The following is a 22120-nucleotide window of genomic DNA, read 5'->3' as shown; positions in this document are numbered from 1 at the left end:
TTGCGAAAGAGCGTAGACTTGAGGTAACGCGCACGGTGTGCCTTTGCGCCCGCCGGTCCGCATCATCCCATCCAGGCGAACGACAGCGCAGATGGATCGCACCCGGCTCAGCCGGTTCGTCAACCAACGCCTCTCCGAGCTGACCCTGAGCGAGCCAGCCACCGTTTCGCCATTGATCCCCGTTCGCCAGGCCGTCGCAACGATGAACCGTCTCGGGACTTCGTGCGTCCTCGCTGTTGAGAACGGCGAGCTGCAGGGGATCTTCACGGAACGCGATGTCCTTACGAAATGCATGGTGGATGGGTTCGATTGGGACCAGCCGCTTCGCGCTTCGGTGCTCACGAAGCAACCCCGGGTGATTGCCTCCACAGGGACGGTGGCCGAAGCAATTGCCCTGATGCAGCAGCACCACTACCGGAATCTGCCCGTGGTGGAGGGCGGCCGGGTTGTGGGGGTCCTGCGGCTGGGCGACCTCCTGCGTGACCTCGCAGAGGCGTACCCGGAAGACGTCCTAAACCTGCCTCCGCGCCCTCACCAGGTGATGGAGCAACCAGAGGGTGGATAAGAAGCAGAGACCCATGACTACTGAAGCGCAGCTCAAGCCCGAACACCAGATTGAAGAGCTCGAACGTGTCACTATCCGCTTCGCCGGCGACTCCGGCGACGGCATGCAACTGACCGGCACCCAGTTCACCCGGACCGCGGCAGTCTTCGGAAACGACCTCGCAACCCTGCCCGACTTCCCGGCGGAGATCCGGGCCCCCGCCGGCTCGCTCCCCGGCGTCTCCGGCTTCCAGATCTCCTTCGCAAGCACCGAAATCTATACCCCGGGTGACCGCCCCGACGTTCTCGTCGCAATGAACCCGGCCGCCCTGAAAACGAACCTCGGGGATCTGAAGCCCGGCGGCCTTCTTATCGTCGATAAGGATGAGTTCGAGCCGACCAACCTCAAGAAGGCGGCCTACGAAACGAACCCGCTTGAGGACGGCTCCCTCAACGGCTACCAGGTCGTCCCGATCTCCATCACCCGGCAGAACGAGCTGGCGCTCGAGGGATTGCCGCTCAGCGCCAAGGACAAATTCCGCTGCCGTAACTTCTATGCCCTCGGGCTCGTGCTCTGGCTGTACGGCCGCACCCTCGACACGACCATCAAGTGGGCGACCGAGCAGTTCAAGCGGCGCCCTGACATCCTCGAGGCGAACCTGCGCGCGCTGCGGGCCGGCTACAACTTCGGTGAGACGACCGAGCTGTTCCGGGTGCAGTACCGGGTTCCCCCGGCCAAGGTGCCGCCCGGCGTCTACCGCCACATCAGCGGAAACGAAGCGACGGCCCTCGGGTTCGTTGCCGCCTCCGTGCTCAGCGGTTTGCCGCTCTTCTACGCGAGCTACCCGATTACCCCCGCGAGCGACATCCTCCACGAGCTCTCCAAGCTGAAGAACTTCGGCATCAAGACGTTCCAGGCCGAAGACGAGATTGCCGCTATCGGCGCGGCCATCGGCGCGGCCTACGGCGGGCACCTCGGGCTCACGGGGACGAGCGGCCCCGGCCTCGCCCTCAAGAGCGAAGCGCTCAATCTCGCCGTCATGACCGAGCTCCCGATTGTCGTCATCGACGTCCAGCGGGCCGGTCCGTCCACGGGTATGCCGACCAAGACCGAGCAGGCTGACCTGCTCCAGGCGATGTTCGGCCGCAACGGCGACAGCTACGTGGCCATCGTCGCGCCCTGCACTCCCTCGGACTGCTTCTACATGGCGATCGAGGCCTTCCGGATCGCGCTGAAGTACATGGTGCCGGTCGTTTTCCTGAGCGACGGCTACCTCGGCAACGGCTCCGAGCCGTGGCGCATCCCCGATATCTCTGAGCTGCCGAAGATCGAGTGGCATTACGCGGAGCCGCAGGAAGGAAAGTTCAATCCGTACCGGCGTGACCCGAAGACTCTCGCCCGGCCTTGGGCCGTCCCCGGCCAGCGCGGCCTGGAACACCGCATCGGCGGCCTCGAAAAATCCGGTGAAACGGGCGATATCAGCTACGACCCGCGCAACCACCATGAAATGACCCTCGCCCGCAAGGGCAAGGTCGAGCGGATCGTCCAGGACATCCCGCCGCTCGAGGTGACCGGTCCCGAAGAGGGCGACCTCCTCGTGCTTGGCTGGGGCGGCACGTATGGCTCAATCACCAGCGCCTGCGACAATGCGCGCAAGCGGGGGCTCAGCGTTGCCTCGGCCCACCTCCGCTATCTGAACCCCTTCCCGGCCAACCTCGGCGATGTGCTGAAGAGGTACCGGAAGGTGCTCATTCCCGAGCTCAACACAGGGCAGCTGGCACTGCTCATCCGCGGCCGCTTCCTTATCGACGCCATTCCGTTCAACAAGATCTCGGGCCAGCCGTTCAAGATCGCCGAAATCGAAGGCAAGATCGACGAAGTGCTCGGCCTGCGCGACGAATACGTCCTTGAGTTCACCCGCAGCGCCGGGGTTAGTGGAGGCTGACATGACTGCACCGACGACGCCCAACGACGGCCTCATCTCGCCCGACCTGCCGGTCCTCACGCGGAAGGATTTCGTCACCGACCAGGAGGTCCGGTGGTGCCCAGGCTGCGGGGACTACTCCATCCTCGCCCAGATGCAGAAGATGCTCCCTGACCTCGGCGTCCCGCGGGAGCAGATCGTCTTCATCAGCGGCATCGGCTGCTCCAGCCGTTTCCCCTACTACGTCAACACCTACGGTTTTCACAGCATCCATGGCCGCGCCCCCACGATTGCGACGGGCCTGAAGACCGCCCGGCCCGAGCTGAAGGTCTTCGTCATCACCGGCGACGGCGATGGTCTGAGCATTGGGGGCAACCACCTGCTCCATGCGATGCGGCGGAACATCGACCTGACGATCGTCCTCTTCAACAACCGCATCTACGGGCTGACGAAGGGGCAGTATTCCCCGACCTCCGAATTCGGCAAGATCACGAAGTCGTCGCCGTACGGCACCACCGAGCGGCCGCTCAACCCGATTCGCATCGCTCTCGCGGCAGGCGCTACCTTCGTGGCCCGCTCCGTTGACCGCGACACGAAGCACCTCGAAGAGATGCTCTACCTCGCGGCAAAGCACCGCGGCGTCTCGTTCGTCGAGGTCTACCAGAACTGCAACATCTTCAACGACGGGGCGTTCGCCGCCTTCGCCGAAAAGGAAGTGCGGGCTGACCGGATGATCTACCTCGAGCACGGCAAGCCGCTGCGCTTCGGCAAGGAGAACCAGCACGGCATCCGGCTGAACGGCTTTACGCCGGAGATTGTCGAGAACGCCGCGACCGACGATGGGCTGCTGGTCCACGATGCCCATGCGGAGAACATCACCCTCGCAAATATCCTGGTCGGCATGGACTACCCGGACTTCCCGGTGCCGATTGGTGTCTTCCGCGACGTCGATGCCCCCACCTTCGACCAGCTCGTTCAGCAGCAGGTAGAGGAAGCCATGGCCAGGGGCAAGGGTTCGCTGGAGGCTGCACTCCGGACCGGGGAGACCTGGGTCGTGGAATAAGCCAGCGGGCAACGCCGCCTACATCTATCTGCTATTGTCGGGGCCGAGCCTGGCCCCGACGTTGTTTTCTGGGGCAGGTGGAGGAGGCTGGATTCATGTCCGGAGACCCGTCCAACGTCATCGTCTGCCCAAGCTGCGGCGCTGAAAACATCGAAGGGACCGACATCTGCGAGCGGTGCCTGAGCGACCTGAGCAGCATCGACGTGCCCGAGGCCGCCCAGGTGCTGAAGGAATCCGACCTGACGCTGCCAATCGCGGCGGCCCGCTGGAGCAAAGCCTTGCTCATCCAGCAGACCGCAACGGTGCGCGAGGCGGTGCAGCTCATGCAGCGCGATCGCGCCGGCGCCGTGGTCGTCATGGATGGCCTTGCCATTGCCGGCATCTTCACTGACCGCGACGTGCTCCGGAAAGTTGCACCAGACCCGGCGATGCTCGACCGCCCGGTCTCCGACGTGATGACGCCCGACCCGGTCGTGCTCCGCGAGGATGACATGATGGCCTACGCGCTCAACAAAATGGGCGTCGGCGGCTTTCGCCACATTCCCATCGTGCGCGGCGACGCGGTGGTCGGCATGCTCACGGGCCGGGACGTTCTGAACTGGGTGATGGGCCGCTACTTTGACTGACTCGTAGCGTTCCGGGCGGTCGATGGAATTATGGGGCTGGCTTATGGCTCAGCCGGGGCGTATGCTCGAACCATAGTCTCACCCTATCGATGGGGACTGAGTCATATGGAACTCGCCCAGCTCGAAGCCTTCATTACGGCGGCAGATTGCGGCAGCTTCAGCCGGGCCGCTGAGCTGTTGAATGTCGCGCAGCCGTCGCTCAGCAACCGGATCCAGGCGCTCGAGCGGGAGGTTGGTCAGCCCCTCTTCGAACGGATGGGCCGCGGCGTCAAGCTCACCGACGCCGGCCGGGCGTTCCTCCCGTACGCTCAGCGGGTGATGCGGACCCTGAATGATGGTCTCATGATGCTCGAGGGCACCCGCGACGGGACCGCGGGCCGCCTGCTCATCGGCACGGCGCCCGCCGTCGGTACCTACGTCCTCCCGCGGCTCCTCAAGGTCTTCTGTGACACGCATCCCGGCGTCGATGTCCTCGTGCGCACCGGCCACAGCGACGAGGTCCTCCAGATGGTCCTGGACGACGACGTCCAGGTCGGGCTCGGCCGGCCGATTAACCACCCTGACGTCCGCACCGTGGTGCTCTACCGGGACGAGCTGGTCCTCGTCGTTTCGGCACAGCACCGGTACGCGAAGAAAGGCTCCGTGCGGGTGGAAGACCTCGCGGAGGACTCCCTGATCCTGTTCGACCGGGATTCCGGTTACTACGGCATGATCATGGGCCTCTTCCGTGACCTCGGCGTCGTCCCGCATCAGCAGATGCAGCTCGACTCCATCGAAGCGACGAAGAAGATGGTTGAAGCCAACCTTGGCATCGCCCTCCTCCCTGAGGTCTCCGTCGAGCGCGAGATTCGCCTCGGGACGCTCCACAAGGTGCACATCGAATCCGCGGAGCCGGTGCAGCGCGATATCGCTGTCATGTACCGCCGAAACAAGCCCCAGTCCGGGCCGATGGCCGGCTTCCTTGACCTGCTGGGCGAAATCTACGGCGTGCGCCTGCCGCGCTGACGATGCTCATCGACCTTCACTGTCACACGTGGCCGCGCTCTGCGTGCAGCGCCCTCGAGCCGCTGGAGCTCGCGCGCCTCGCGGCGGAGCGCGGGCTCGATGGCATCTGCCTGACCGAACATGACCGCGCCTGGGCCCCCGACGAGCTGGAAGCCCTCCGGGCTGCGGCGCCGATTGCAATCTTCCATGCGGTCGAGCTGACGACTGACCTCGGCCACATCCTGGCGTTCGGGCTCCCGGCTGCGGCCTTCTCTGCCTCGGCGCGCGAAGTTGCCGCAGCCGCCGTGGAGGCCGGCGCACTGCTCTTTCTCGCTCACCCGGCACGTGACGGCCTGCTGCGGGTGACCCGGGAGACCGTCGAATTCTTCGTCTCGGTGGAGGCGGCGAACGGCTCGGATTCGCGGCTGCAGAATATCGCCGCTGCCGGCCTCGCGAAGGGGTTCCGGCTGCCCGGAATCGGCGGCTCCGATGCCCATACGGCCGCAGAGGTCGGGCGGGCCGCGACGCGCTTTGCTGGCCGGCCCACCTCCGACGCCGACCTGCTCGAGGCGCTCCGCTCCGGCGCGTACGAAGCCCTGCTGCTTGATTAGCCGCTCAGCCACGTCCGGGCGTGGCGGCGGTCGAACTCCTGGTGAAGGTTGAGGAGGGCGACGAAGTGCTCGAGCGCGTGTGCGAGCGCCCGTTCGGCCACCCATGCGAGGTCGACCTCGCCGACTCCGCCCGGCCAGACCGCAGTCCGGCTCCACTGCTCGGGAGTGAGGTCCTTGAAGTAGCCGACGGTCTGCTCCCGGGCCCGCATGAAGGCCTCGGCGAGCTCTTCGATATCCCCCTCGGGGCGGTACTGGTGCGTCATGTGGGCGGTCTCGTCCCAGCTTTCGAACATCGGCAAGTCCTCGGCAAGGATGCGCGGGATCCGCACGTGGAAAACGTTCTGCTCGGCGGCCAGGAGGTGGGCCACGTGCTGGTGGGGTGTCCATCCGCCGCCGGGCGGGGTGTCATGCTGCCACCGGCGCACCAGCCCGGCCGCCCAGTCGACGCCCTTCACGCTGAGCTGGAGCCGGGCCATCAGGGTCGGGTCGGGGATGCGTCGTTCCACGGGAGCACCTTCGAATTCAGGGAATTCGCACGGGGCGAATCGGGGAAGCCCCCGCGGCCGCCGGGCATGTCGAGGGTACTACCATCGGGATATGGCGATCGACCCGCTGGCGGCCGGCGCTCCGTCACCCCTCCATGTATCGCTCGCTGAAGCGGGACTCCACGCGCGCTCGCTCCGCGAAGGAGGATTCGCCGCCGCGCTCCGCCAGGCCTCGGCGCCGGCAGGCACTCCCGGCCTGCAGGCTGCCCGCGCCGGCGGAAGGTCCCCGGCCGCGGGCCGGGCAGCTCCCGAGCCGCACACCCCGGTTGTCTCGCGCGAGCCCGCAGGCGACCCCGACCGCTGGGACGGCCTGCTGAACCGGCTGGGGCAGAAATACGGGGTGCCCCCGCTCTTCCTGAAGGCGGTGATGCTCATCGAAAGCGGCGGCCGGCCCGACGCGGTCGGAGACGGCGGCCATTCGGTCGGCCTCTTCCAGCTCCACGACCAGGGGTACGGCCACGGGATGGGCGACCTCCGCTTCGACCCCGAGGCGAACGCTGACCGCGCGGCCCGCGGACTGGCAGCCTCGTGGCAGAAGCTCGAGCAGGCTGGCTACTCGGGCGAGTACCTCGTCCGGGCCGCATATGACGACAGCTTTAACCCCGGCGGAGGCTTCGCCTACCAGGGCGACGCCCTCGTCCGGACCTACAACACCCTGCTTGCCCGGCAGGGGCTCCCGCCCCTCAGTTGACGGCGTCCAGCCCGTCAACCCCGGTGGTATCATCGATGCAGGCGTGTCCCCGCGCGCCCACACCGGAGGTGAGCTGTGGTAACGGCCGGGTACATCGAACGCTCCGTGACCGTCAACGGTCTGAAACTGGCCTACCAGGAGTGGGGGAACCCTTCCTCGCCGCCTATCGTCATGCTGCACGGGTTCGGCGTCTCCGGGCACATGTTCGACGAGTTCGCCGAGCGCATGCAGGACCGCTACTGGCTTCTCGCGCTCGACCAGCGCGGCCACGGCGACAGCGACTGGTCGGAGAGCGGCGACTACTCCCGTGAGGCGTTTGTTGAAGACCTCGAAGGTTTTCGTAAGGCGGTGGGCCTCGACAGGTTCATCCTCATCGGGCACTCGATGGGCGGCCTGAATGCCGTTTCGTACGTAAACACCTACCCCGGGCACGTGACGGCACTGGTGCTCGTCGATGTGGGCCCCGAGGCCTCGAAAGAAGGCGTCGACAACATCGTCCGCTTCACCCGGGGGCCGGACGAGCTCGAGTTTGAAGAGTTCGTCCAGATGGCGCACCGTTTCAATCCGCGGCGCACCCTCGAGAACATCCGCGAACGGATGCGCCACCGGCTGAAGCCGACCGAGGGGGGCAAATGGACGTGGAAGTTCGACCGGCGATTCCGCCAGCCGGACAGCGGAATCACCGTCGGCTGGCGGCTCAGTAACGACGAGATGTGGCAGCTGTTCCGGAACATCACGATCCCCACCTTGCTGGTTCGCGGGGCCGAGAGCGACGTGCTCTCCGCTGAGGTTGCGGAACGGTGCGTGCAGGAGATGCCGGCCGCCCGGCTCGTCACCATTCCCGGCGCCGGCCACAGTGTCCCGGGCGATAACCCCGATGCGTTTACCGAAGCAGTTGCCAGCTTCCTTGCCGAGGTCCAGCGGGGCGAGTTCCCGCCGAAGGCCCCGCCCGAGCCGCCAGCGCTGGAACAGCTTGTCGAAGAACAGGCCACGGTCCGGCGGCGCGGTCCCGGCACGATGACACTGGTGCTTGCCGGCGCGGGCGCCGTGATCGCCCTGGCCGGTCTCGGGTTCCTCATCCGGAAAGGCGCTGAGGCCCGCCGGGAACGGCACAGTCCGGCCCCGAAGCGGGCGTTGAGGACGGTTCGCCAGGCCGCGCCGCCCATCCCGGCCGTGGACCTGGAACTGGCGCGTGCCCGCGCGGCCGAGACGGTCGCTCGGCTCGCGGAGATCAGTGCCCGCGGCGCCCGGCGCGCCCGCCGCAGCATCGACGAAGCCGACCTCTCGCGGGCCCGTGCCGCGGCCGCAGAGGCGCTCGCTGCCCTGGGAGAGACCGGGCGCCACGCACCCGAACTTGTCCGGGAGGCAGCGCACCGGGTCGAGTCCGCCGCCCGCCGGCGCCGCAAGACGCATCGCGCACAGCGGCTCCTCCAGCTCCTGCCAGGCCGCTCCAGCCGCAGCCGCCGAGGGTGGTTCCGCTAGGCCATGGCGAGCATCCTGGCGTACCTCGAGACCGGCAGCGGCACCCCGCCGCTGGTGTTCATCCACGGCCTCTGCTGCGATCGCCACGCGTGGGAGCCGCAGATAACCGACCTTTCGCGTGACCACCGCTGCATCGCGGTCGACCTCCGCGGGCGGGGAGCGACGCCGGCTGTCCCGCCATTCGGCATCCGGCGGGCTGCCGCTGACATCGCCGAGTTGCTCGAAGACCTCGAACTCGGCCCGGCCGTCCTCATCGGGCACAGCCTCGGCGGAATCACGGCGCTGGTCGTCAATGACCTCCGGCCGGACCGCGTCATCGGCATCGTGACCGGCGACTCGCCGATTTCCGCCCCGCGCGCGGGCGGCTCCGGCGCAAATCCCCTGGTCCAGCGCATTCGCGACCTCGGCACGAAAGAGGGGCTCCGGCCGCTGGTCGAAACCTTTTTCACCCCGGATTCGCCCCCTGGAGCTCGCGCCTACGCGGAGAGCGTGATGTACACCTGTCCGCCGGATGTCGCGGCCGGGATGCTGGAGGATGCGCCGGACGTCCTGGCGTCGCTGCCTGACCTGGTCCGGAAAGCGGACGAGAAGCCGCTCATGGCCATCTGGGCCGAACGGCCGCTTGGTGACCCGGCCTGGCTCCGTTCGGTCACAAAGTTTGCACGGCAGGAGCCGATTGCCGGGGCCGGGCACTTCTTCCAGCTCGAACAGCCCGCGGTAACCAGCGCGCTGCTCCGTGCATTCCTCGACGACGTCGCGTCCGACCCGAGAATCCGGTAGCCGGCCTGAATGCCCGGCACTGGGCCGCTACCGCGAGCGGCGATAAGGTAGGCAGGATGGCAGACACCGGCGCACGGAAACGGACCCGCGCGCGCAGCGCACGGACGGTCGGTGAGCGGCGCGAGGCCTTCAACTGGCAGCCCGTCTTCATCGCCTCGGTGGTCGCGGTCATCCTGAGCATCGTCGTCCTCGTGACGGTTGCGGCCGATGGTGCGAGCAGGGGAAGCGGCAATCCGCTGCCGGCGGTACCGGCCGGGCCGGCAACAGAACCCGCGACTGCACCGGCGGCCGCAGGGGCTTCGCCGTCACCGACCGCGCCGCCTGCCAGGCCGACACCCTCGCCCACGCCGAATGCCGACGGGGCGATCGTCGTTGCTTGCGGCGACATCCTTGCCCCGCTCGACAAGCAGCACCGTCTCCCCGCCGACTGTGAGCCGCCCGACCTCGTGCAGCTGCCGGCGGAGATTTCGGCCGGGGGTGCCCAGTACCTCCGGCGTGAGGCGCTCGATGCCCTGCTCGAACTGTTCGACGCGGCGCGGCTGGACGGCTACAGCCTCGCGGTGAACAGCAGCTACCGCAGCTACGCCACCCAGGCCCAAACCTACAGCTCGTGGGTGCAGCTGTACGGCCAGGAGTACGCCGACCGCACGAGCGCGCGGCCCGGCCACTCCGAACACCAGCTGGGCACGACCGTCGACGTCGGCGCGCGCGGGCTCTTCCTGGAGAACTTTTCCGGGACACCTGAAGCCGCCTGGCTCGAGGCCAACGCCTGGAAGTTCGGGTTCATCGTCAGCTACCAGGCAGGCAAGGAGCAGGTGACCGGCTATGCCTACGAACCCTGGCACATCCGGTATGTCGGCCGTGACGTCGCGGCGGAGGTCCACCGCTCCGGGCTGACGCTCCGCGAGTACCTGCTCAAGCGCTGAAGCGCTCCGCTTGCCGGCCTGCGCCTCCGGTGCAACACTCCCGTGGCAACGCTATAACGCCCCTGCAGGAGTCTCATCGTGGTTTCGCCTTCCCCGACGCCCGAGCTGCTTGTCGAACACTCGGACTACATCCTGACGATCACCCTGAACCGGCCGGACCGCCTGAACGCCATCAGCGGCCCGATGCTCAGCGCGCTTTCGAAGACGCTCCAGGAAGCCAACATCGACCGCGACGTCCGCTGTGTCATCCTGACCGGTGCCGGACGCGGCTTCTGCGCAGGTCTCGACCTGAAGGACCAGATGTCGGGCGGCGGCGACGGCTCGCTCCAGCCCGGCCGCGGCGGATACCAGCTGTTCGACCTCCATAATTCGCCGCCCATCGTCATCAACCGCATGGATAAGCCGATGATCTGCGCCCTCAACGGCGCTGCCGCCGGCTACGGTATGGACCTCGCCCTTGGCTGCGACATCCGCATCGCCAGCGAGCACGCCAAGATGGGCGCAGTCTTCGCAAAGCGCGGCGTGCTGCCGGAGAGCGGCGGGTGCTGGTACCTGCCGCGCCTGCTCGGCTGGGCCCGCGCCGCGGAGGTCGCCTTCCTCGGCGATGTGCTCGATGCCCAGCGTTCGCTCGAGCTTGGGCTGGTCAACAAGGTCGTGCCCCATGACCAGCTCATGACCGAAGCCCGGGCATGGGCGACCAAGATTGCGAACAACGCGCCGCTGAGCGTCCAGGCCACCAAGCGCATGATGCGGCTCGGAATGGAAGAGACGTTTGAAGCGGCTGTCGACCACATCTATCTCCAGCTGCTGCCGCTCTTCCAGAGCGAGGACTTCAAGGAGGGCCTGGCTGCCTTTGCCGAGCGTCGCGAGCCGGTCTTCAAGGGCCGGTAGGGGCCTCGGCCCGGCCCGGTCCGCCCACTGAGGCAAGCAGCCGCGCGATATCGTCGCGGGAACGAAGCCGCAGGAAGCGTTTTCCTGCGGCTTCTGCTTCTCGTGCTGCGCGTTCGAACAGCTCCCGATTCCGGGCGCGGCGCGAGATGTTGTAGCGGATGAGCGACTGGTTTGGGTCCCACAGGGCAAGCTGCCGCCAAAAGTTCTCCCGGCAGACGCCCCAGAGAAGCTCGCCCGAGCGCCATCGGCGCCAGGAGCGGCGCAGTACCCGCCACGAGGTCGTTGCCAGCCCAACATCCAGCCAGATGATCGTGTCGGCCAGCGGCCAGGTGATGTGACCGGTCTGTCGGAGGTAGTTGCCTGCGCTCACCCAGCCGTCGCCGCTATGGGCGCCGCGAAGGAGGGCACAGAACTCTTCGTCGGCCGGCCGCGTCCAGTTCTCCCGCCAGAAGAGCGCGTCCAGTTCGATGAAGGGTAGACCGAGCCGGTCGGCCAGGAGAGCCCCGAGCGTCGATTTCCCGGAGCAGCTCGGACCAACGACGACAATCCGGCTGCCGAGCCAGCCGTCCGCCGGAGGCCCGTCCGTCACGTAAGGTGCTGCCGCAGCGATTCCGGCAGGTCAGCCGGCAGTTCGCTCACGGGCAGGGTCGCCGGGGCGATGGTGATGTCGAAGATGTCACCCCAGGCGGCCTCGTAGTAGTCTCCGGGGCCTTCATCGTCGGCCTCCCAGGCAAGGACGACCTGCGGCAGCCCTTCAGGAGCGTTCACCCACAGCTCGGCAAGCACCTTCGCCTGCCGCGGATGCTGGAACGTTTTGCGCCGCTCGAACGCTTCGAGCCCCTGGAGGACGTTCGTGCCCGGCTTGAATCGGAAGAACGCAACGTACAGCGCCATCGACCGCGATTATAGCCGCCCGGCGGCCCGAATCCGGCCCCTCTGGTAGACTTGGCGCGCGCCGGCCGCAGAAGCGGCGCGAACCGGAGTGAAGCATGTATCGACGCATCCTCTCGGGCATTGTCGCCCAGGGAAAGACGCGGGAGTTTCTCGACGCGATGCGGGTCGCGACCGACTTCCAGGTCGAGCGGGGCATCCGGGCGCGGACCGCTGTCTGGGGTTCGATGACCGGCCGCAACAACGGAGTGCTCATCGCGGCCGATTTCAACACGCTCGAGGACCTTGAGCGCTGGACTGACATGGCCACGGAGGATGCCCGGTTTGCGGAGGTGCGGCGTGCTGTTCGCACGCACATGGTCTACGACGACGTGAAGGTCTCGATCCACCGCCTGGCGTACCACTCAGAGGGGCTGATGACCTCCGAGGAGGCGACTGCCCCGCGGAAGTTCATGCGGGTCCTCACGGGTGAAGTCAAGCCTGGGCAGCACCGGGACTTCGTTCTGTCGGTCTCCCATGCGCTCGACTACCAGAAGCAGCGCGGGATAGACGCGACCACGAGTGTCTGGAGCGCGATGACCGGCCACACGAGCGGCGTTGCCATCGTGGCGGAATTCGATTCGCTCGCCGAACTGGAAAAATTCGATGAGATGGCGGTGACCGACGCGGAGTTTGCCCGCCTCCGGGCGGCCACTCGAGCCTCGATGGTGTTCCTGACTACCGAAACCCACCTGATGCGGCGGCTGATGTAGGAGGGCCTTTCGCCCTCAGGCCCATAGGGAGCCTGGCAACGAGAAAGGGGGAGGCTTTCGCTCTCCCCCTCCCTTGTGGTCCGTTCCGGGATGGGTGTCCTAGCAGCAGGCGCGCGGCTGGCCGCTGCCGTCAGCCGTCTGGAAGCTCGAGCCGCAGGCGCAGCTCTTGACCGCGTTCGGATTGTAGATGCTGAAGCCGCTCTTCATGATGTCGTCGACATAGTCGATTTCGGCGCCCTCGAGGTAGCGGGCGCTCTCCGGGTCCACCAGGATACGGACGCCGTACTGCTCGATGACGATGTCATCCTCCTCGGACGACCGCGCAAGCGCCATGCCGTACTGGTAGCCGGAGCAGCCGCCGCCGGCGACAAAGACGCGCAGCGCCCCATTCGGCAGCTCCCGGGCCTCGAGGAGCGCGCGGGCCTTCTCAGCTGCCCGCTCCGTGATGTTGACGAGCGCGACCGACGCGCCGGGTTCCACAGACATCGCACATCCTCCTGCGTGGTGGCAGACGCGGGGCTCTGGTCCCACCCGCTGCACTATCAAGATCATAGCCATTTCACAGGGGCGCGTCCATGCAGTTCGCTTTTTGCGCCACGACGCCGCCCGCCCCACACTGCACGCGTGGACGCCGCTGTTGCGCGTGCTTTGGGCGAACTGGGGTTGAGCCCGCGCCACCGCGGCCTCCTCGCCGTGCTCGGCGCGGCCGTCCTGTGGAGCACCGGAGGGCTCTTCATCAAGTGGGTGTCGCTCGATGCACTCGGGGTCACCATGTGGCGGTCCGGATTCGCCGCCCTGACCATCCTGATGGTTGTCCGTCCGCGGCCGGTATGGCCGCGGCAGGTGAGCCGTCTCACGTGGGCGATCGCCGTGACGTACGCGCTCACCCTGGTCATGTTCGTGGCTGCGACGAAGCTCACAACAGCCGCAAATGCCATCTTCCTCCAGTACACGGCTCCGGTGTACCTGCTTTTCGCCGGCCCGCTCTTGCTCCGCGAGCAGGTCACCCGGCTCGACGTCGCGACGGTCGTCGTGGCGTTCGGAGGGATGAGCCTCTTTTTCGTCGGAAGGTTCGAAGGCAATGCCCTCGGCGGCAATCTCCTTGCTGCAGCCTCCGGGGTCACGCTGGCGGCGATGTTCCTGCTCCTCCGCGCGCCGGGGTGCACGCAGGAGACGCGCCCTCTCGCGATGCTGCTGGGCAACCTCCTGCTGGTCGCGGCCCTGGTGCCGGTTAACCTGGCCCGCGGCGAGACCGCATTGTTCGCCCCGACGCCGGGTGACCTGGCCGGGCTGGTCTTCCTCGGCGTGGTCCAGATCGGCTTCGCCTACCTGCTGTTCGGGTACGCCATGCGGACCGTGCCCGCCCTCGAGGCGTCGCTCATCGGGATGCTCGAGCCGGTCCTCAACCCCGTCTGGGTGTTTCTCGTCCTTGGCGAAACCCCCGGATGGTGGGCGGTGCTCGGCGGCGCGATCATCATCGGGGCAGTGACGTTCCGCACCTGGGTCACCGAGCGCGCTGCTCGCCTGCCGGACCCCGAACCCCCCAGGGTGCCTCTTGGGCCATGCTGACGGTGCCAGGCGTCATCGCCGCGCTCGAAGCGATGCACGGCCACCGGGAATGGCACTGGTGGCCGGAGAAACCGCCCTTCGAGGTCTGCGTGGGCGCCATCCTGGTCCAGAACACGGCCTGGACCAATGTTGAACGGGCGCTCGAGCGGCTGCGGGACGCGCGCGCCCTTGACCCGGCACGCATGGCGGCCCTCAGCGATGCCGAACTGGAATCACTCGTTCGGCCCAGCGGCCAGTACCGGCAGAAAGCCCGGAAGCTCCGCGCCTTCCTCGCGACCTGTGCCGGGGCAGGCGGGCTTGACCGGCTGCTCGCCCTGCCCGCCGCCGAGCTCCGCTCGCGCCTGCTGCAGACATGGGGCATCGGGCCTGAGACGGCCGACTGCATCGTGTGCTACGCCGGCCGGCAGCCAGCGCTCGTCGTTGATACGTACACGGCCCGGCTCTTTCGACGGCTCGGCATGGGGCCGGCCGCCGAAGGGTATAGCGCCTGGCAGGAGTGGCTTGTTTCCTCACTGCCGGCGGTCACAGACGAGCGAGCGGCCGAACGGTACGCCAGGGTGCACGCACTGGTCGTTCTCCACGCCAAGCACCTCTGCCGGAAGCGGAACCCCCGGTGCGGCGCATGCCTGCTGTGGGGTGCCTGCACGGTCCCCGACGCACCCGGCCCCCGGTTGGAAACCGGGGGCCGGGTGTCTCGAACGGAACAGACGGTCTAGAACAGGTTGGGCGTGTTGCGGTTGGTGGAGTCGCCGGCCTGTTGCTGGTTCGAGGCCGGCGGCTGGACTGCAACGGGCGGGGGCGGAGGGGGCGCCTGCGTGACCTGCTGGTAGGTCGGCTGCTGCGGCTGCTTCTGCGCCTCGGCGTCTTCGTCCTTGACGGCACGGCGGAACTCCTTGATCGAAGTGCCGAGTTCACGGCCGAGTCCGGAGATCTTCCCGACACCGAAGATCAGGACGATGACGAGGGCGATGATGATGAGCTCCAGGGCTCCAAGGGAACCGAACATACCTGCCTTCTTCCTGCGGGCCGGATCCCCCTGCCCGCTGCGATGATGCTACCACGCCGCCGGGGTCTGGCGAATGCGCCGGTGATTACCCCAGGCGCTCAACGAATACGTCCATCACTCCGCCGCAGATCTTGTCCTCGCCGTTAGTCGGTTCGGTCAGGTCGACCACGACCGTCCGCGGGCGCCCATCCTCGAGGGCGGCCATCGCCTCCTGCCATACCTCGGCCTCGCCGCAGCCGCCGCCGATTGTGCCGAAGAAGCTGCCGTCGGCACGAATCAGCATCTTGGCCCCCGGTTTTCGGGGCGTTGAGCCGCGCGTTCGCGTGACGGTCGCCAGGGCTACCGGCTCGCCGGCCGAAAGGGCGCGCTGGAGCTCCCGGTAGATGGCTGCGTCCATGACGTGATCGTGCGCCCCTGGCGGGGTGCGCCGCAAGTGGCACCGGCATCACGGTATCGTGCGGGTAAACCCCGAGACGCCATGGCGAGGCCATATCGGCAGCCGCGGCCGGACCTGAATCGCGATTTACGGAACCTGTCTAAGACAAGTTCGTATAGATGCGAAAGGCGCCCTTTCACCCCCTGTCCACCCCGACGAATTCCTCCAGCGAAAGGCGTTCGCGCCTGAATTCGCGGCGGACACCCCGCCAGCAACCTGGAGGAGAACCCATGATTGTTCGCAGTTTGAGGAGCCCGCGCCGGCTGATTGCCGCGGCGGTCTTCTCCATCGTGGCCGTTTCGGCCCTCGGCTTTGCGGCGACGAACACCGTCCCCGCAACCAATGCCGGCGACGGTTCGAACACGGTTTCCGGGTACACCATCAGCAACGTCCATTACAACCTGAACCCGGCCAACCCGGCCACCGCCAACTCGGTCACCTTCGACATCTCGCCTGCCGTCCCGGCGACCGGCACCGCGGCCGTCTCCTTCGACGGCGGCACCACCTGGTCCTCGAGCTGCACGACCGGCTCGACCATCACCTGCACGTTCTCGACGGCGCAGCCGATCGGCGCCGCCTTCACCAGCCTTCGGGTGGTCGCTGCGCAGTAGCGATGCGCGTACCCCGGCGCGGTCACGCCGGGAAGACGATGGGGTGAGCCCGGGGGCAAACGCCCCCGGGCCCTCGGGTCCCGGGAGGACACATGGTACGCCTGCTTTTCTCCGTACCGCGGCGCCTGGCCCTGGCGGCAGCACTGGCAGCGGTGGCAGCCGCGTCATACGGCTTTGCCGCGTCAAACACGGTCCCGGCAACCCGTGCCGGTGACGGCGCTGCAGGCGTGAGCGGCTACACGGTGACCAACGTCCACTACAACCTGAACGCTGCGAACCCGCAGCAGCTCGCGTCCGTCACCTTCACGATTTCGCCAGCGGTACCGCCGACGGGTACGGTCCGCGTTTCGACCGACGGGGGCGCGACCTGGGGCGCCGCCTGCTCCACGGGCTCCAGCATCACCTGCACTACGTCGGCCACGGTGGCGTCTGTCACCGGCCTGCGCGTCGTGGCGGCGCAGTAGGGTGGGAGAGGGCGCCGCGATGATACGGGGAAATGTCGGCCACCTGGCGGTGCCCCGTCGCGACGGTGAGCGGAGCCGGCGCGTTACCGCAGCAGTGGCAGCCGCGCTCCTGGTGGTAGCGGTCGCCTGCGCGTGGATCCTGTTTGCCCCGCCCCAGCTTGGCGGCCAGGCGTCGTACGTCATTGTGAACGGGAACTCGATGGAGCCCGGCATGCACCGCGGCGACCTTGCCATCGTGCGCCCGGCCGACAGGTACGTCCCCGGTGATGTGGTGACCTACCGCCATCCTGGTGTGGGTCACGTCATCCACCGCATCGTCGACGAGAAGGATGGGCGGTTCACCCTGAAGGGCGACCACAACGATTTCGAGGATTCCTACCGGCCAACCAGCAACGACATCGTGGGGAAGCTCTGGCTGCACATTCCCGGTGCCGGGCGTGTCCTCTGGCGCCTCAGGTCGCCGCTGTGGGCAGGTCTGGTGCTCTTCATCGCCTTCGCCGGCATGTTTGCAGGCGCCGGCGCGTCGCGCGCTGCAGCTCCTGTCGGGCCCGGCCGGCAACGCTCCAACGGAGGTTCTCCAATGCCCCCGATCTTCCGGAACTGGCAGGACACGCTTGCCCTGCTCCTCGCACTCGCCATCGGGTTCGCAGCGCTGGCGTGGGTAGCCTTCGCACGGCCAACGCACCGCGAAGTGACAACCGAGTTTTCCTACAGCCAGCGCGGCCAGTTTTCGTATGAAGCCGCCGCGGCTGATGCCAGGCTGTACGACGCCGGCAAGGCCACGACCGGTGAGCCGGTCTACCTCCGCCTGAGCGATACGGTCGCCTTCACCTTCGTATACGAGTTCACCTCCCCGTCGCCGGCGCAGCTCACCGGAACCTATCAGCTGGTAGCCGAACTGGGAGACATTAGCGGCTGGAAGCGCACCCTCCCCATCGGAGAACCCGGTTCGTTCGCAGGCACCGCATTCCGGACGGACGGTGTCCTCCGCCTGGCCGACCTGCAGGAACAGATTGCGACGCTTGAAGCGCAAACCGGCGTCCGCAACGACCGTTACACCGTCACGATCCGGCCGCGGGTCCGCGTGGACGGCGAGCTCGGCGGGGCGCGCCTCTCGGCAGACTTCCCGGAAGCTGCGCTCCCGATGGCGCTCGACCGTACGCAGCTGCGCCTCGACGCCGCGAAGCCTGATGCTGCCATCGCCCCGGCTGCAACGGGCACCGTGGTGGACCGGCAGCGTATCGGGAATGTCGTTCGCATCCTCTTCGTCAGCCTCCCGGTGGTCGCTGCGCGTATCGTCGGCGTAGCCGGAGCTGCGGTGATGGTGGCCTGCGCCGGTGCGCTTCTCATTGCGGTCGCCCGCAGGGGCTGGTCCGAAGTGTCGGACGTGCGCGCCGCCGGTGCCGTTCCGGTGCGGGTGACCGGCCCGGTGGCGCCGGACGACGTCCCGGTGGTGGATGTTGCCTCGATGGAGGACCTCGAACGGCTCGCTGCCAGGACGGGCGGCATCATCCTGCAGGAGGCCCGGCCCGGGCAGCACGTCTGCTATGTGCGCGATGGTGCGGTGGTCTACCGGTTCGCCTTCGACCCCGGGGAATACGGCACGGAGCGTGCAGCATGAAGGGCTGGGGCGTCCGCATCGGTGCCGCCGCGGCCGGCGCGGTGACCCTGGCGGCAGCGTTCACTGCGTCTGCGGCGACGAATACGGTCCCGCCGACGAACATCGGCGTGACAGATGTCCCGCTGACGATTGCGCAGCTGGCCCCACCCGAGTGCGCCGGTCTGACCCTCACGTCGATCGACTATTCCGGGACCGGAGGGGCCGGAAACCAGCTGGTCCTGGGCGGCGGGAGTACCCCGTCCACACTGTCCGGGGGAGGCGGAGACGACTGTATCGTCGGCGGCGCCAACAATGCCACGCTCCGCGGGCAGGGCGGAAATGACGTGCTCATCGGCGGGCCCCGCCCGTCGGTCAACCTCCAGGGCGGTCCAGGTAACGACACCTGTTACCGCGGCCTTGCGACGACTGCATTCCCGACGGGCTGCGAGACCTACGTCCCGTAGCCACGCCCGCTACAGCGCCCGGGGGTAGCTTCCGAAGACCTTCAGCTCGGCGCACAGCGGACGGATGCGCTCCAGGACGTCGCGGACCGCGGGGTCCTGCTGGTGACCTTCGAAATCGATCAGGAACACGTACTCGCCGAAGGTGGCCTTCGTCGGGCGGCTCTCGATCTTCGTGCAGTTGATATTTGCTGCGGCAAACGCGTTCAGGACGCTCGCAAGAGCACCGGGCCGATCTTCGGCGAAGGTGAACGCGATCGACGTGCGGTCCCGGCCGGTTGGGGCAGGCAGGCCCCTTCCCAGGACGAGGAACCGCGTCACGTTGTTCTCGGAGTCCTGGATGTCGCGGGCCAGCACCTCCGCGCCGAGGAGCTGAGCGGCGCGCTCGGTCGCGATGGCGGCGGCGTCGCCGTTTCGCCGCAGGGCGAGCTCGACCGCCTCAGTGGTCGAGAGGGCGGCCTCGGCCTGGGCGTGGGGGAAGCACCGCTCGAGGAACTTCCGGCACTGGCCGAGCGCCTGGGGGTGGGAATAGATCACCCGGACGTCTGCCGGCCGCGTGCCCGGCTTCGCAACGAGGTTGTGCCGCACCGGCACCACGAGTTCGGCCTGGATTTGCAGGTCGGTCTCGTGAATGAGGATGTCGAGCGTCTCCTGGACGGAGCCGTTGATCAGGTTCTCGATGGCGACGACCCCGAGGTCGGCCATGCCCGATTCGACGGCGGCGGCCACGGCGGCATGCGATGGGAACGGCATGAGTTCAGCGGCCGGGTCGTACTGCATGGCCGCCAGCTCGCCGAAGGTGCCCGGCGGCCCGAGGTAGGCGATGCGCGTCATCTTCGTGGTCCTCAGGTATCGAGCCCGTGCGTCGAGCCGACGAGCTGCTCCCGGAGCATGTCGAGGCTCTCCTTCGGCGCGACGACGACGAGGGCATCGCCGGCATGCAGCCGCGTGTCGCCGCTGGGCATCCGCGGCACGCCGCCGGGGTCCACGACCAGCGAAATGAGCGACTCGGCCGGCAGAAGGATTTCGCGGACCGAGCGGCCGACGACCGGCGAGGTCTCGGGCAGCTTGACCTCAATCAGTTCGAGGCCAGAGTGGAGCTGGAGCAGCGGAATCATTGACTGGGTCGGCAGCTCCTGCTCGATCTGGGCGAGCACGGCCTGCGTGGCGGAGATTGTGGTTTCGATGCCGCGCTTCCGGAAAATCAGCTCGTTGCGGGGGTTGTTAATCCGGGCGATGGTGCGTTTGACGCCCCGGTAGCGGGCGATATCGCACATAACGAGGTTATCCTCGTCGTCCCCGGTGACGGCCGCAACGAGGTCGGCGCGGGCGATCCCCGCCGTGTCCAGGGTCGTGGCTTCGCACGAGTCGCCGAGAATGACGTTGCCGGCCAGCTCCTCGCGGATGTTGGAAACCCGCGCCGGGTCGCGTTCGATGACCAGCACCTCGTGCCCCTGCTGGATCAGTTCCAGGGCGAGGTGAAATCCGACTTTACCGCCGCCGCCGACGATGATGTACACGGGCTACCTCCGGGTTGGCTCGTTGAGGAGCATGTCGACCATAATCTGCGCCCCGTAGCTTGTCGGGCTGAACGTCTCAATCCCGAGGTCGCGGAAGATGCCCTCCCGAACGGGGTCGTAGACCCTGCAGAGCACGCGCCGGACGCCGTAGATCTCCCGGGCAACCTGGCTGGCGAAGTAGTTGCGGTTGTCGCCCTGGGTTACGGCGAAGAAGGCGTCGGCCTCCTGGATGCCCGCCCGCTCCAGCGTTTTCTGGTCCATCCCGTTCCCGACAATGCGCCGCCCGCCAAATCCTTCCGGTAGTCGGCGGAACGCCGTTTCAGTGATATCGATGACGGTGACGGCGTGCCCCTGCCGCTCGAGCATCGTGGCGATGCGCGAGCCAAGCCGGCCGCAGCCCATGATAACCACGTTCATGGCCCCTCGTGACCCCCTGGGGAGATGTCTCGCATTGGCCTGCGGATGAGCCAGACTTCGCACGGCGCGTGCCGGAGCAGGTACTCGGCGGTGGGGCCGATAGCAAACGGCCGGTCTTCGCCCTGGAATGGCGGGAGCCCCAGGACGATCACGTCGACCTGCTGTGTACGTGCCTCTTCGAGCAGCGCCGGGCCAGCTTCACGCGCCTGGACGATCGAGGTCCGGACGTTGCTGCAGCCGGCATCGGCGGCCGCGATGCGTGCCCGTTCGATAACCTGCTGGGCTCGGCGGCTCTCCTGTTCGAGTTCGGCATTGAGCGGCAGCGACCTCCCCACCTCAATCACGTGAACGAGGTGGAGTGTTCCCCGCCGCGTTTTCGCGACCGCGCCGGCCACGTGAACAGCCTCGAGGCTGACACGGTCGAAGTTGACGGGCACGAGGAACCGCCGCCAGGTGTCCACCGGCGTCACTCCTGTTGCGCTGCGGATGTCAGCGGTCGTCCTGTGCGAACCATAACCGCACCGCGCCGTTGAGGATGAGGACGACCCCGATGGCCATCCCGATATTCCACTCTACCGCCTGCGTGAGGAGGAAGAGGATCAGCACAACGCCGAGAACAATGGAGATGACCGAGAAGATGAGATTCGCTGTGCGCATGGCTCGTGACGGGGCAGCCTCTCCGCCCATGCTACGCCCGGGCCCGGAAAGGGGGAATGTGGCGCTATGCGAGCCTGAGCAGCGGCTGGCCCTGTTCGACCCGCTCGCCCACCCGGACGAGCACCTCCGTAACGGTGCCGCTGACCTCGGCCTCGACCGGGAGCTCCATCTTCATCGATTCGACGATGAACAGCTCACGTCCCGGTTCGATGTGTTCGCCGGGCTGGGTGAGCACCTCCTTAATCGTTCCGGTCATGGGAGACGGCAGCTCGTTCGGCACCTGGTGAATTCCTCCGCGGGGCTTGCGCGGGCATCCTACTGTGCGCGTCCGAACCGCGCGACCGGGCGCAGGCGAAGGAATGGCGCAGGGGCCGCTCCCGGCCCCTGAAGGCGGAAGCGGCCCCTGGCTGAAGTTGGAGGACGTCTATCGGGGCCGGTGCGGGCTGCGGGCGGACCCCCAGCGCGCACGTTCGCGCCAATTCGCCAGCCATACGGCGGGTTCTTCCGGCAGTGCAGCCCGGAGGCGCACCGCCGACCCGACCTGGCTGGCCGCCCGTACCGGATCCGTGACTCACAGCCGGGCTGTTGTCGCCCTCCGGGGCGTCAGCCCCGCGGGCGCTGGCGCGGCGGCTCCCGACCACCCCGCCTCCAACTGGCGGGAACTGTATC

General features: G+C 67.5%; 29 protein-coding genes and 1 pseudogene. 18 read left to right on the top strand and 12 right to left on the bottom strand.

Going from position 1 to position 22120, the window contains the following annotated elements; all coding sequences use genetic code 11:
- Nucleotides 1–91: 91 nt before the first annotated feature.
- The 6 genes from Tbon_RS00140 (at nt 92) to Tbon_RS00115 (ending at nt 5752) form a co-directional block, all read left to right on the top strand.
- Nucleotides 92–565, top strand: coding sequence for a CBS domain-containing protein (locus Tbon_RS00140; RefSeq protein WP_158065733.1), 474 nt, complete (start codon nt 92–94; stop codon nt 563–565).
- Between the two features lie 13 nt (nt 566–578).
- Nucleotides 579–2489: a 2-oxoacid:acceptor oxidoreductase subunit alpha gene (locus Tbon_RS00135; RefSeq protein WP_158065732.1), complete on the top strand. Its 1911-nt coding sequence runs from the start codon at nt 579–581 to the stop codon at nt 2487–2489.
- A 1-nt stretch (nt 2490) separates the two neighbouring features.
- Nucleotides 2491–3531 (top strand): 2-oxoacid:ferredoxin oxidoreductase subunit beta, encoded by a 1041-nt coding sequence (locus tag Tbon_RS00130; RefSeq protein WP_158065731.1) that lies wholly within the window; start codon nt 2491–2493, stop codon nt 3529–3531.
- A gap of 95 nt (nt 3532–3626) precedes the next feature.
- Nucleotides 3627–4157 (top strand): CBS domain-containing protein, encoded by a 531-nt coding sequence (locus Tbon_RS00125; protein ID WP_158065730.1) that lies wholly within the window; start codon nt 3627–3629, stop codon nt 4155–4157.
- A 105-nt stretch (nt 4158–4262) separates the two neighbouring features.
- Nucleotides 4263–5162 carry a LysR family transcriptional regulator gene (locus Tbon_RS00120; protein ID WP_098503915.1) on the top strand — a complete coding sequence of 300 codons (900 nt, stop codon included), beginning with the start codon at nt 4263–4265 and terminating at the stop codon, nt 5160–5162.
- A gap of 2 nt (nt 5163–5164) precedes the next feature.
- Nucleotides 5165–5752 carry a CehA/McbA family metallohydrolase gene (locus tag Tbon_RS00115; RefSeq protein ID WP_158065728.1) on the top strand — a complete coding sequence of 196 codons (588 nt, stop codon included), beginning with the start codon at nt 5165–5167 and terminating at the stop codon, nt 5750–5752.
- Here Tbon_RS00115 and Tbon_RS00110 read toward each other — a convergent pair.
- Nucleotides 5749–6258: a DinB family protein gene (locus tag Tbon_RS00110; RefSeq protein WP_158065727.1), complete on the bottom strand. Its 510-nt coding sequence runs from the start codon at nt 6256–6258 to the stop codon at nt 5749–5751. The two genes, Tbon_RS00115 and Tbon_RS00110, sit on opposite strands and share 4 nt — an antisense overlap.
- Nucleotides 6259–6349: 91 nt before the next feature.
- On the opposite strand from Tbon_RS00110, the gene Tbon_RS00105 reads away from it, so the two are divergent.
- From Tbon_RS00105 to Tbon_RS00085, 5 genes are all read left to right on the top strand, one after another.
- Nucleotides 6350–6988, top strand: a complete 639-nt coding sequence (locus tag Tbon_RS00105) for a transglycosylase SLT domain-containing protein (protein WP_158065726.1) — start codon at nt 6350–6352, stop codon at nt 6986–6988.
- Between the two features lie 75 nt (nt 6989–7063).
- A complete protein-coding gene (locus Tbon_RS00100) occupies nt 7064–8470 on the top strand; it encodes an alpha/beta fold hydrolase (protein ID WP_158065725.1) in 1407 nt (468 codons plus the stop codon).
- 3 nt (nt 8471–8473) lie between these two features.
- Nucleotides 8474–9250 (top strand): alpha/beta fold hydrolase, encoded by a 777-nt coding sequence (locus tag Tbon_RS00095; RefSeq protein WP_158065724.1) that lies wholly within the window; start codon nt 8474–8476, stop codon nt 9248–9250.
- 56 nt (nt 9251–9306) lie between these two features.
- Entirely contained in the window at nt 9307–10176 is an 870-nt protein-coding gene (locus tag Tbon_RS00090) for a M15 family metallopeptidase (RefSeq protein ID WP_158065723.1), read from the top strand.
- A 75-nt stretch (nt 10177–10251) separates the two neighbouring features.
- Nucleotides 10252–11067 (top strand): enoyl-CoA hydratase/isomerase family protein, encoded by an 816-nt coding sequence (locus Tbon_RS00085; protein WP_158065722.1) that lies wholly within the window; start codon nt 10252–10254, stop codon nt 11065–11067.
- Here Tbon_RS00085 and Tbon_RS00080 read toward each other — a convergent pair.
- On the bottom strand, nt 11054–11656 hold the full coding sequence (locus Tbon_RS00080) for a shikimate kinase (protein ID WP_192498019.1): 603 nt from the start codon (nt 11654–11656) through the stop codon (nt 11054–11056). The two genes, Tbon_RS00085 and Tbon_RS00080, sit on opposite strands and share 14 nt — an antisense overlap.
- Nucleotides 11653–11961: a hypothetical protein gene (locus Tbon_RS00075; protein ID WP_158065720.1), complete on the bottom strand. Its 309-nt coding sequence runs from the start codon at nt 11959–11961 to the stop codon at nt 11653–11655. Before Tbon_RS00075 ends, Tbon_RS00080 begins: the two co-directional genes overlap by 4 nt.
- Before the next feature lie 95 nt (nt 11962–12056).
- Between Tbon_RS00075 and Tbon_RS00070 the strand changes: the two genes are divergently transcribed.
- On the top strand, nt 12057–12710 hold the full coding sequence (locus Tbon_RS00070) for a hypothetical protein (protein ID WP_158065719.1): 654 nt from the start codon (nt 12057–12059) through the stop codon (nt 12708–12710).
- Nucleotides 12711–12809: 99 nt separating this feature from the next.
- Here the strand turns inward: Tbon_RS00070 and erpA are convergent, their stop codons facing one another.
- A complete protein-coding gene (gene erpA / locus Tbon_RS13635; protein WP_098503926.1) occupies nt 12810–13196 on the bottom strand; it encodes an iron-sulfur cluster insertion protein ErpA in 387 nt (128 codons plus the stop codon).
- 138 nt (nt 13197–13334) lie between these two features.
- Between erpA and Tbon_RS13630 the strand changes: the two genes are divergently transcribed.
- Together Tbon_RS13630 and Tbon_RS00060 are read left to right on the top strand one after the other, a co-directional pair.
- Nucleotides 13335–14279 (top strand): DMT family transporter, encoded by a 945-nt coding sequence (locus Tbon_RS13630; protein ID WP_192498018.1) that lies wholly within the window; start codon nt 13335–13337, stop codon nt 14277–14279.
- Nucleotides 14273–14995, top strand: coding sequence for an endonuclease III domain-containing protein (locus Tbon_RS00060; protein ID WP_158065717.1), 723 nt, complete (start codon nt 14273–14275; stop codon nt 14993–14995). The genes Tbon_RS13630 and Tbon_RS00060 overlap by 7 nt, the downstream gene beginning before the upstream one ends.
- Before the next feature lie 131 nt (nt 14996–15126).
- On the opposite strand, the pseudogene tatA reads toward Tbon_RS00060, so the two are convergent.
- Together tatA and Tbon_RS00050 are read right to left on the bottom strand one after the other, a co-directional pair.
- Nucleotides 15127–15285 (bottom strand): annotated as a pseudogene (tatA, locus tag Tbon_RS14455) (twin-arginine translocase TatA/TatE family subunit); the annotation flags it as partial.
- Nucleotides 15286–15370: 85 nt separating this feature from the next.
- On the bottom strand, nt 15371–15682 hold the full coding sequence (locus tag Tbon_RS00050; protein ID WP_158065715.1) for an XdhC family protein: 312 nt from the start codon (nt 15680–15682) through the stop codon (nt 15371–15373).
- Nucleotides 15683–15951: 269 nt separating this feature from the next.
- On the opposite strand from Tbon_RS00050, the gene Tbon_RS00045 reads away from it, so the two are divergent.
- The 4 genes from Tbon_RS00045 to Tbon_RS00030 all read left to right on the top strand — a co-directional run bounded on the left by Tbon_RS00045 (nt 15952) and on the right by Tbon_RS00030 (nt 18860).
- On the top strand, nt 15952–16332 hold the full coding sequence (locus Tbon_RS00045; protein ID WP_158065714.1) for a hypothetical protein: 381 nt from the start codon (nt 15952–15954) through the stop codon (nt 16330–16332).
- A 92-nt stretch (nt 16333–16424) separates the two neighbouring features.
- Complete coding sequence (locus tag Tbon_RS00040) at nt 16425–16796, top strand: hypothetical protein (protein ID WP_158065713.1); 372 nt, start codon at nt 16425–16427, stop codon at nt 16794–16796.
- Between the two features lie 19 nt (nt 16797–16815).
- Complete coding sequence (locus Tbon_RS00035) at nt 16816–18417, top strand: signal peptidase I (RefSeq protein ID WP_158065712.1); 1602 nt, start codon at nt 16816–16818, stop codon at nt 18415–18417.
- Nucleotides 18414–18860 (top strand): calcium-binding protein, encoded by a 447-nt coding sequence (locus tag Tbon_RS00030; RefSeq protein ID WP_158065711.1) that lies wholly within the window; start codon nt 18414–18416, stop codon nt 18858–18860. Before Tbon_RS00035 ends, Tbon_RS00030 begins: the two co-directional genes overlap by 4 nt.
- Nucleotides 18861–18869: 9 nt before the next feature.
- Here the strand turns inward: Tbon_RS00030 and pheA are convergent, their stop codons facing one another.
- The 6 genes from pheA to Tbon_RS00005 form a co-directional block, all read right to left on the bottom strand.
- Nucleotides 18870–19691: a prephenate dehydratase gene (pheA, locus tag Tbon_RS00025; protein WP_158065710.1), complete on the bottom strand. Its 822-nt coding sequence runs from the start codon at nt 19689–19691 to the stop codon at nt 18870–18872.
- An 11-nt stretch (nt 19692–19702) separates the two neighbouring features.
- The gene (locus Tbon_RS00020; RefSeq protein WP_158065709.1) at nt 19703–20377 is read right to left on the bottom strand and encodes a potassium channel family protein; all 675 of its coding nucleotides are present in this window, start codon (nt 20375–20377) and stop codon (nt 19703–19705) included.
- A 3-nt stretch (nt 20378–20380) separates the two neighbouring features.
- Nucleotides 20381–20794, bottom strand: a complete 414-nt coding sequence (locus Tbon_RS00015; protein ID WP_158065708.1) for a potassium channel family protein — start codon at nt 20792–20794, stop codon at nt 20381–20383.
- Nucleotides 20791–21255 (bottom strand): universal stress protein, encoded by a 465-nt coding sequence (locus tag Tbon_RS00010; protein WP_192498017.1) that lies wholly within the window; start codon nt 21253–21255, stop codon nt 20791–20793. Before Tbon_RS00010 ends, Tbon_RS00015 begins: the two co-directional genes overlap by 4 nt.
- A 28-nt stretch (nt 21256–21283) precedes the next feature.
- Nucleotides 21284–21451 carry a hypothetical protein gene (locus Tbon_RS13625; protein ID WP_165772614.1) on the bottom strand — a complete coding sequence of 56 codons (168 nt, stop codon included), beginning with the start codon at nt 21449–21451 and terminating at the stop codon, nt 21284–21286.
- A gap of 64 nt (nt 21452–21515) precedes the next feature.
- A complete protein-coding gene (locus Tbon_RS00005) occupies nt 21516–21731 on the bottom strand; it encodes an acetyl-CoA carboxylase biotin carboxyl carrier protein subunit (protein ID WP_225734650.1) in 216 nt (71 codons plus the stop codon).
- Nucleotides 21732–22120: the final 389 nt, after the last annotated feature.

The sequence above is a fragment of the Tepidiforma bonchosmolovskayae genome (assembly GCF_008838325.1).
In the GTDB taxonomy this organism is placed as follows: domain Bacteria; phylum Chloroflexota; class Dehalococcoidia; order Tepidiformales; family Tepidiformaceae; genus Tepidiforma; species Tepidiforma bonchosmolovskayae.
The sequence above is the reverse complement of the archived record's forward strand: the minus strand, read 5'-3'. Positions and strand labels throughout refer to the sequence as shown.